Genomic DNA, 2,896 nt, shown 5'->3' with positions numbered 1-2,896 from the left:
CTATATCTTCGTAAGACATCCGAAAACGGGTACCATATATATGTCGCAGAACAAGCCCGATGTATTTTGGCTAATAAAGGTCTTACTGTAGATGAGCCTGTATTAAAAAAAATCAAACCAAAAAGAATTTCGTATATTTTACCGGTGCTTTTAATGATAGTTGGGATAGTTGGATGTGTACCGTTTATTTGGTTAGCAATAACGAATTTGTAATGTCATTAGGTATTACAAATTATACAAAAATAAATTCATGCCGGTGAGAATACGAAAATCACCCATCTGTTTTAAATTTAATAGCCAATTTGCAGGACTCGGGAGCTTGATCGCACAAATTCGGATTGCAATCCTGTAAGGCATCTCCAAAACTCAGAACAATATAGCTATCAAGTATTTTTTCACATCAAAACCAATTTTGACATCACATATGTAATCTTAAAATAGTTTCAAACCACCAAACAAGTATGTTAATCCACAGGCCGATTCAGCTCCCATTATTTTCACTTGGGAAATATTTAGGGAGTAGGCACACCATACCTCGCAATAACACAAGCCGCAAAGCGGCTGTGTTAAAGTTTATTGTTTGGGTTTCCTGATATTTTCAGGAAGAGTTTCTGATCAAATTACAAGTCATGGTGTTTCATCGGCCTGTATGACAGGATACTCATACAGTTTTTGATACAGAAAATCATGAGGAACCGTATTCACATATTTACTGTTAATGATAGCTGCTACGTGGGTAGATTAAAGGACTGTCGTGAAGAAGTGCTTTCGGGTGCGTATCCCATACCATGTGCCCGTCAGCCTTGCTTGCATAAACACCCATCATTTATCTATCTGATCACGATAATCATAAGAATACTTATAATTTTTCTATCTTTTACTAATATTGTGTAACTTCCCTTACCACTATAAATACCCTGTTCTTTATCATATACCTGTGTAACTCACTTATTAAACAAGTCTCATCGTCTTTCAATGCTTGAAATAACACATTGTAACATACAACGTAAAGTATGTTGTTGCACCTATAAATCTGTGAATGATCAGTTCACTGTGTTTACCCGTATTCATGTCAATTGGAATTTCAGGTTCTTGCTAATTAGAAATTCAAAAAATTAAAACAAAAATACCGAAACCAAAATAGGTGTACACATATTGTCTTTTATCAAAAATTAGTATATAATCAATTGGTAACATTTGTAAATTTTAATTAAATTAAGAATAAATAATGAATTGTTTTCCTTTAACTGAAAATATAAATTAAGATATACACTAAATAAGCAGTACATCATTATATTTCATCTTTACGATTCAACTATATGGAGGAATCATATGCCCAAATGGTACAAAAAGTTAATGAGCTATTATTCAATTGCTATATTCGTCTTTACTTATTATTTCGTTTATATGATTGTTTATTTTACTAAATTTTTATCTTTAGATTTATCAGCTATACAAATAGTCTTTGGTATCCTTACATTTATATTATGTATGGGTTCTTTTTTGTTAGACCTGCTTTTTTTAGTGCCTTTTTTAGCAAATCCTTCTAAGCAGCTGTTATTATTAACCAATGAATGCAATCCGCAGGCATTAATTGAATCTATGGAACCAGTTTATTTCAAACTAAAATCAGGGCGTATCATTTTTATTACATCAACATTATATGAATTAGAAGTAAAATACATGTTAGCTTTTGGTTATCTAGAGAATGCAGAGTTTGATAAAGCACTGACTATTATGGAGGATGTCTGCTCTAATATAAATATAGTTAAGGGATCCTATAGAAAGATATTATACTACTCTTTGTTATCTAATATTTATATTAATATACAACAAATCGAAAAAGCTAAATTTTACTTAATGAAGGCGCAGAAAGAATACGCTATATCCAACAGCAAAACTCGTTCTTTATGCAATGATCTGCTTAATACATATCAATATTACATAGATATGATATGCGGAAAAGCCGATGAACCTTTACAGTATTTTAGTAACAGACTGCAGCAATCTGCGAATGCACTTGAACATGCACACACTTATTGGATTTTAGCCAATTTGTACAGAAACGAAGGAAATGCAGAGCAGGAGGTTGACTGTTTAAAAAAAACAATCACATATGGATACCGTTTATATATTACTGAATATGCTTTTAAAGCCCTGCAGGACAAAAATATTATAGTAAACCCTGCTGCACCATTACGTTATAAGAATAAAATTAACATTGTTTTTTATCTCATTTGTTTAGCATGCATAATAATGATGTTAATTGGATGTATTCCGTTTTTTGTTTTATAATATTTTTACAAAGATAAAAGCATCCGTTGCAGCAAAGAACAAACGCGATATACGAACCAAAAATTTTTGGAGGTAAACAGCATGCCTAAATGGTTTAAAAGGGCTGTGGCAATAATAAATTTAGGATATAGTGTATTTATAGTCTTTATAGTCACTAATATTATGTCTTTCTTCTACTATTGGGAAGTTTTATCTAATTATAGATTTGATACAACGGTTATAATATATTTGATATGTATGATTGTTGGCATAATATTATTTCATATTGGTATTAAACGATTGACCTATGGGATTGCCTCTATTTTGGTCCAGAACGTTAATGATACATTGCTCATCCAATGCGATGTCAAACATTTCATACAATTAGTAGAACCTGCTATTCTATATATGAACAAAGGTAAAATATTGTGGTTTTCACAGTCCGCCATAGACGTTAGCTTAAAAATGTCTTTGGCCATTGCTTATATGATAGACGGTAATCCAGAGAAAGCAATTCAAATTGATACACAACTACTTTCAGACCCCGAGTTCATAAAATATAAAAACGTCAAACTCATTTTAACACGAGATCTGATCAAGGCTTATATAACAAAAAAAGATT

Annotated in this window: 3 protein-coding genes; all 3 read left to right on the top strand. The window is 31.5% G+C overall.

What is annotated here, in order from left to right; all coding sequences use genetic code 11:
* A partial coding sequence (locus DWZ56_RS22995; RefSeq protein ID WP_207666318.1) for a hypothetical protein occupies positions 1-213 on the top strand: 213 nt, incomplete at its 5' end.
* Positions 214-1,332: 1,119 nt separating this feature from the next.
* Positions 1,333-2,295 (top strand): hypothetical protein, encoded by a 963-nt coding sequence (locus tag DWZ56_RS22515; protein ID WP_118558857.1) that lies wholly within the window; start codon positions 1,333-1,335, stop codon positions 2,293-2,295.
* An 81-nt stretch (positions 2,296-2,376) separates the two neighbouring features.
* Positions 2,377-2,896: hypothetical protein (locus DWZ56_RS22510; RefSeq protein WP_147369467.1), on the top strand; the 520-nt coding region annotated here is incomplete at its 3' end.

The sequence above is a fragment of the Lachnotalea sp. AF33-28 genome (genome assembly GCF_003477885.1).
In the GTDB taxonomy this organism is placed as follows: Bacteria; Bacillota; Clostridia; order Lachnospirales; family Lachnospiraceae; genus AF33-28.
The sequence above is the reverse complement of the archived record's forward strand: the minus strand, read 5'-3'. Positions and strand labels throughout refer to the sequence as shown.